This is a genomic window from Burkholderia sp. BCC1996 (assembly GCF_905339955.1).
Lineage (GTDB): Bacteria > Pseudomonadota > Gammaproteobacteria > Burkholderiales > Burkholderiaceae > Burkholderia.
The window spans coordinates 412,098-418,951 of record NZ_CAJPHM010000005.1 but is presented as its reverse complement, the minus strand read 5'-3'; the positions used below and the strand labels follow the sequence as shown (position 1 = coordinate 418,951).

Sequence of the window (6,854 nt, the reverse complement as noted above, 5' to 3'; positions counted from 1 at the left end):
ACCCGCCGGGCGCGAGCGCCGCGATCCACTCGAACTGCGAGCTCAGGTGCGGCGAGCTCAGCAGTGCCGCCGTGTACGCGCCCACCGCGTAGAACGCGATGTAGCCAAGGTCAAGCAGGCCGGCGAAGCCGACCACGACGTTCAGGCCGAGCGCGAGCATCACGTACAGCATCGCGAAGTCGAGCACGCGGACCCAGTAGTTGCCGCCTGCCGAGCCGATGACGATCGGCGCCGCGATCACGAAGGCCGCGGTCAGGATGCCGATGACGACGGTCTTGGCGGTATTGCGCTCTTCGACGAGAGTCAGCGAAGATTCAATCTGTTGGGTGGAATTCATCTAATTCTCCTTATGCGCGATCGGCCACACGCTCGCCGAGCAGACCCGACGGACGGAACACCAGCACGATGATCAGCACGATGAATGCGAACACGTCCTGGTAGTTGCTGCCGAAGAGGCCGCCCGTGAGGTTGCCGATATAGCCCGCGCCGAGCTGCTCGATCAGGCCGAGCACCATGCCCCCTACCATCGCGCCACCGAGGTTGCCGATCCCACCAAGCACTGCTGCCGTGAATGCCTTGAGACCCGGGATGAAGCCCATGTAGAAATGCACGTTGCCGTATTCCGACGCCACCATGACACCCGCAAGTGCCGCAAGCGCTGAGCCGATCATGAACGTCGCCGAGATCACGAAGTTCGGGTTCACACCCATCAGGCTCGCGTTATTGGGGTTCTCCGCAATCGCGCGCATCGCGCGGCCGAGCTTGGTCTTGTGCACGAGCAGCAAGAGGCCGCCCATCACGATGAACGCCACCGCGATGATCACAATTTCGGTCAGCGAGATCACGGCGCCGGGCATCGTGTCGGTCGCCTTGATCACGTTGATCGGATCGGTCGGCAGCAATTGCGGGAACGGCAGCGGGTTGCGCGACCAGATGATCATCGCAGCCGTCTGCAGCAGGATCGACACGCCGATCGCGGTGATCAGCGGCGCGAGACGCGGCGCGCGGCGCAGCGGCCGGTACGCGACCCGCTCGATCGTGTAGCCCACGCACGCGCAGACGATCGCCGCGATGCCCAGGCCGATCGTCAGTGTCGCGACGTTGCCGAGTCCGGGGAAATGATTCTGAAGCACGGTGATCGCCGATAACGCTACCATCGCGCCGATCATCAATACGTCCGCATGGGCGAAGTTGATGATGCCGAGAATGCCGTACACCATCGTGTAACCCAACGCGATGATGGCGTACACACTACCGAGCACCAGCCCGTTGAGAATCTGCTGGACGAAGATGTCCATATAAAACTCCTTAGCTTTCGCAATCCGCCCCGCACGACGGGCCTTCATACACCGACGAGCTTTGGCGAAACATAGTGACGAAAAATCGTGGCTGACCTTCGCCACTCGGAATATGCGAAGCTGCGATGAAATACTCCAACACCGCTCCACTTAAGGACCGACACCACGATGCAACTCTGTGCCATCGCCTATGACAAATCCATACGCATCGTGCATCAGCACGTCGTACGCGTTTCAATCCATTTCGAATGAGAACGCTTGCAGTCAGCATCGAGTGATGCCGACTGCGTCCGATAGCGCGTATAAACCCTTTTGATGTTTACTGCTTAACAGTGCTCAACAAACCCTTCTTCCCGTCGACGAACTGATACACCGAGATGCCCGTATTGTTGAGATCGCCGTTGGGCTGGAACGAAATGGGGCCGATCACACCTTTGACTTGCGTGGCAGGAAGCGCAGCGAGAACCTTAGCCGGATCCGTTGAGTTGGCGCGCTTCATCGCATCGACGATCACGTTGACCGCATCGTAGCCGAATGGTGCATACCCCTGGATCGGTTGATTGAATCGCGCTGCAAAGCGCTTTGCGAATCCGGGTCCGCCTGGCATCTTCTCGAGCGGCACGCTCGCTTCCGAACAAATCAAATTCTTGGACGCAACGCCTGTCAACGCCGCGGATTTCTCGGTGCACATCCCGTCTCCGCCAAGAATCTTAGCCCGCAACCCCAGCTGGAACGCTTGCTTCACCAACTGCGACCCCGCCGCGTCAGTACCCCCGTACATAATGACGTCAGGATTCTCGCCCTTGATCTTCGTGAGAATACCTTTGAAGTCAATGGTCTTATCTGTACTCGAATCACGAGAAATGACCTTCATTCCCTGTTGGGACGCGCCTTTTGCGAATTGATCCGCTAAGCCCTGACCGTATGCAGTCGCATCGTCGACGACAGCGACCGTCTTTGCACCGAGTTGCTTTGCAGCGAATGTAGCGAGCGCCGGCCCTTGTTGAGCGTCCGTCGCCATCAGGCGATAGGTTGTCTTGAAACCCTGCTGGGTATAGAGCGGATTGGTTGCCGCCGGCGAGATCTGTACGATACCTGCGTCGGAGTAGATTTTGGACGCAGGGATAGACGTCCCGGAAGTTTGATGCCCCACGACTGCAATAACTTTGTCGTCGGCGAGCTTCTGAGCCACTTGGGTTGCGGTTCTAGGGTCACCGCCGTCGTCTTGGGAATCGAGCACCAACACGACGTTTTTGCCGTTAATGGTCAATCCTTTGGCATTCGTCTCCTCCACCGCGAGTCGCGCACCGCTCTCAGAATCCTTTCCGAGATGCGCGAGTCCGCCCGTCAGCGCAAGTGCAGCGCCGATCTTGACTGTCTCAGTACTTGCAGCCGAAGCAAGTGACGAGGCGCCGATCGATGCCATAACCATCACCGGCACGAATGTTCTCTTCTTGGACATCATCATGATTGCATCCCAAACATGTAAGTTGATCGGTATGGTGCGCACCGACATTGTTAGCAATAGAAACCACACGTCGCAGAAGTCGTATCCGGACGAGCTAAGCACCCGAAAACCATCGAGCGCGGCGGGGAACTATAGCCAGCCAATTAATCTGTTTCGTTCCGATCTCACGGCCGTGATCAGGATTTTGTAGAACGCTTGGGTGACGAACACGACATGAGCGCAATGATCATTGCGTCGGCCACTCTGGTATCGATGTAACCGCTATCCCGCCCAAGGTCGAGTCTAGCTTTATACGTTTTCGCAAGCCCGGGTTTCCACTAGGCAGATGTCGTTGAAGCATCTTCGAGTTGCACGTTCTGGGACCACTGGAATCGAAGCGACAGAATGTTCACCGCTTTTGGCGTGTCAATTTTTCTGGCATCCCGCCCAAGAGTTGGCAAACCAACTAAATCCGAGATCATGTAAGAACACGACCAATGCGCTGCGCCATGGTTACCACACCGACCCGTATCTGCTTCTCCAACTTAGCTGATAGCCGACCAAGTGGAGCACTACAACTCACCGCAACGCGCTTGCCCAACGGGGTGATGCCGACGAAGGCGGCGAAACACATAAGTCCGAGAACGGCTTCTTCTCGCTCGGTTGCAATCCCCGTGCGTCGGATCGCATCCAACTCGATAAGCAATTTCGATCGATGCGTTTGCGTGTGTTCCGTTAAACCTTCAAGCCTTGCTGGCAGCAAGCTAGTGACGGTCTCGTCGTCGAGTCCCGCAAGCAGCGCCTTCCCCAACGCGCAGCAATGCACAGGCAATCGCGATCCTAGGTCAGAGACAAGGCGGACCGGGCGTGGAGCGTCCTCACGTGCGATATAGACGACGTGTGCACCGTCGAGCACGGCCAATTGCACGACTTCATTGTGCCGCAGTACAAACGCGGCGGACTCGCGTCGAAACGCAGCAAGTAGGCTATCGTGACGGACATATGCGTTCCCAAATTCGAACAGGGTCAGCCCGATGATGTAGCCGTCCACGCGCCTCTCAATCCACTTTCGACGCTCGAGCGCATCCAACAACAGGTACAGCGTACTTCGCGACATCCCCGTCATCTCGGCAAGCACTGGGGCTTTAACCGGTCGCATGGAGGTCGACAGAATACTCAACACATCGTGCGCCCGCTTCAATGCAGGGACGTCATATTCGTCTTTCATATGGAGATAAGAAGGAAGCAGTCGACGTTCCATTTTATTCCAGCCTGTTGGAATCCAGGTTGCTATGTTGGACGCCTTTGACTTCCTACTCTACGATTTCCCCATCATTTTTTTATGGGACGTCGACCATGTCTGTTGCAGCTACCTATCTCCCGAGCGATCTTGACCGTTCACTCCTCATCGGACGCGTCTGGATTGAATCCCCAGAAGCCTCGGGCCCGAGCGTGGTCCTTGTGAGGGAGGGTCGTGTATTCGACATTACCCGCGTGACTCCGACGGTGTCCGACCTTCTCGAGCGGGACGATCTGGTCGAATTCGCACGCCAGGTCGACGGTGAATCCCTGGGTCACGTAAACGAGCTTATCGAGCACAGCCTCACCAGCGAGGACGATTCGAGCCAGCCGCGGCTGCTTGCTCCTTGCGATCTGCAGGCGATCAAAGCATGTGGCGTCACGTTCGCTGTGAGTCTGCTTGAGCGGGTTATTGAAGAACAGGCGGGGGGCGATCCATCAAAGGCAGTGGAGGTTAGGAATGCCATTACGAAATTCATCGGCACGGACCTCTCGAAGATACAACCGGGGTCGGAAGCATCGGTCAAACTGAAGGAAGAGCTGCAACGTCGTGGCGCCTGGTCGCAATACATGGAGGTCGGTATCGGCCCGGACGCGGAAGTATTTTCTAAATCACAGCCGATGTCTGCAGTCGGCTTCGGTTCGCAAATCGGTCTCCACCCGGCCTCGAAGTGGAACAATCCGGAACCGGAGATTGTCTTGGCAGTGAATAGCAAAGGGAAAGTCGTCGGAGCGACCCTCGGTAACGATGTAAACCTTCGCGACATCGAAGGTCGATCGGCGCTCCTTCTCGGCAAGTGCAAAGACAACAACGGATCGTGCGCTATCGGGCCCTTTATCCGACTGTTCGACGACGAGTTCACCATGAACACCATCCGGGGGACCAGCGTCTCCCTTCGTGTCGATGGCGTCGACGATGATTTCTCGCTCGAGGGCATCAGCCATATGTCTGAGATTAGCCGCGACCCGCTCGACCTCGTATCTCAAGTATGGGGTCGCTATCACCAGTATCCGGATGGATTCATGCTTTTCCTCGGCACGATGTTCTCGCCAATCAAGGATCGCGACGCAGTGGGTGGCGGCTTTACACATCATCTCGGCGATCAGGTCACTATTAGTGCCCCGCCTCTTGGCGCTATCGTCAATACGGTTCAGCTTTCAACCGAGATCGCGCCGTGGAGCTTTGGCGTGCGTGCGTTGTACGCCAATCTGGCCCAGCGGGGCCTCGTAACGGCCGCGTAAACAGGTGTATGGATCAAAGACCGAACGGAATTTACATGACTCAGTTCAACAATTTCATTGGCGGTGAATGGCTGGACGGACACGACTTCGCTCAAAACGTGAATCCGTCCAATCTTGACGACATAATCGGTGAATTTGCCCGCGCCAGCGAGGAGCAAACTGTGGCAGCTGTAGCCGCTGCGCGATCCGCGTTTCGGACGTGGTCACTCAGCACGCCTCAGCGACGATTCGATCTCCTCGACCAAGTTGGCACAACCATCCTTTCGCGCAAGGATGAACTCGGCAAGTTGCTCGCGCGCGAAGAGGGTAAAACGCTGCAGGAGGCAATTGGGGAAGTTGCCCGCGCCGGCCAAATCTTCAAATTCTTTGCCGGCGAAGCGCTCCGAATCGGCGGGGAAATTGTCCCCTCCGTGCGCCCGGGCCTGACCGTAGAAGTGACACGGGAGCCACTTGGTGTAATCGGACTGATCACCCCATGGAATTTCCCGATTGCAATACCTGCATGGAAGATCGCACCGGCGCTCGCTTACGGCAACTGCGTCGTCATCAAACCCGCTGAACTGGTTCCAGCGAGCGTATGGGAACTGGTCAAGATCATCGCCGAAGCAGGTGCTCCAGCTGGCGTTATCAATCTCGTGATGGGTCGCGGTTCCGTGGTTGGCGAGGCGCTCGTTGGCTCACCTGACGTCGATGCTATAAGCTTCACCGGGTCCGTCTCCACCGGCCAAGCGATTGCTGCTAAATGCGTTGCTACGGGAAAGAAGGTCCAGCTTGAGATGGGCGGAAAGAATCCGATGGTGGTCCTTGATGACGCTGATCTTGATGTGGCAGTTGAAGCGTGTATCAACGGGTCTTTTTACTCGACCGGGCAACGTTGCACCGCGTCAAGCCGGTTGATCGTGACGGCGGGCATCCACGATCGTTTCGTTCAAGCGATGCTGGAACGCATGAACGCCCTCAAGGTCGGCGATGCGCTGGAGTCAGCAACGCAGATCGGTCCGGTGGTCGACGCCTCGCAGCTGGCACAAGACGAACGCTATATCGCGATTGCACGCGAGGAAGGTGGTTTTGTGCATGGAGGAAACCGTGTCGACTCGTCGACTCGTGGCTTCTTCCTCGCGCCCGCGCTCGTAACCAACACCACACGTGAGATGACAATCAACCGCGAAGAGGTTTTTGGTCCGGTCGCATCGGTGATCAAGGTCAAGGACTACGAAGAAGCACTTGAGGTCGCGAACGACTCGCGTTTTGGCCTATCTGCTGGTATTTGTACTACCTCACTACGGTATGCCAGTCATTTCAAACGCCATGCTCAGGCCGGTATGGTGATGGTCAACGCGGCTACGGCAGGCGTTGACTACCACGTTCCCTTTGGCGGGCGAAAAGGCTCGAGCTACGGGCCGCGAGAACAAGGAAGCTACGCGCGCGAGTTCTACACTTCCGTGAAGACGGCATATATCAGCTCGGGTGCACTGTAAGAATTCAAAGCACCGATACTTTGAGCACAAAGCCCAACGGGCCGGCTGCACAGGCAGCCGGCCCGTTGTTACGTCTTCCCTTCGAGCTGA

The 6,854-nt window shown here is 57.1% G+C and carries 6 protein-coding genes; 2 read left to right on the top strand and 4 right to left on the bottom strand.

Translation table 11 applies throughout. The features are described 5' to 3' along the window. The 4 genes from U4Z64_RS10045 to U4Z64_RS10030 form a co-directional block, all read right to left on the bottom strand. On the bottom strand, positions 1 to 337 hold a 337-nt coding region (locus U4Z64_RS10045), incomplete at its 3' end, for an ABC transporter permease subunit (protein ID WP_415750560.1). 10 nt (positions 338 to 347) lie between these two features. Next, positions 348 to 1,298 carry a branched-chain amino acid ABC transporter permease gene (locus tag U4Z64_RS10040; protein WP_321819881.1) on the bottom strand — a complete coding sequence of 317 codons (951 nt, stop codon included), beginning with the start codon at positions 1,296 to 1,298 and terminating at the stop codon, positions 348 to 350. A gap of 319 nt (positions 1,299 to 1,617) precedes the next feature. After that, on the bottom strand, positions 1,618 to 2,763 hold the full coding sequence (locus U4Z64_RS10035; protein WP_321819890.1) for a branched-chain amino acid ABC transporter substrate-binding protein: 1,146 nt from the start codon (positions 2,761 to 2,763) through the stop codon (positions 1,618 to 1,620). 460 nt (positions 2,764 to 3,223) lie between these two features. After that, a complete protein-coding gene (locus U4Z64_RS10030) occupies positions 3,224 to 3,973 on the bottom strand; it encodes an IclR family transcriptional regulator (protein WP_321819889.1) in 750 nt (249 codons plus the stop codon). Between the two features lie 128 nt (positions 3,974 to 4,101). Between U4Z64_RS10030 and U4Z64_RS10025 the strand changes: the two genes are divergently transcribed. After that, complete coding sequence (locus U4Z64_RS10025; RefSeq protein WP_321819880.1) at positions 4,102 to 5,286, top strand: fumarylacetoacetate hydrolase family protein; 1,185 nt, start codon at positions 4,102 to 4,104, stop codon at positions 5,284 to 5,286. Positions 5,287 to 5,321: 35 nt separating this feature from the next. Then, entirely contained in the window at positions 5,322 to 6,764 is a 1,443-nt protein-coding gene (locus U4Z64_RS10020) for an aldehyde dehydrogenase family protein (RefSeq protein ID WP_321819879.1), read from the top strand. The last annotated feature ends 90 nt before the right edge of the window (positions 6,765 to 6,854 follow it).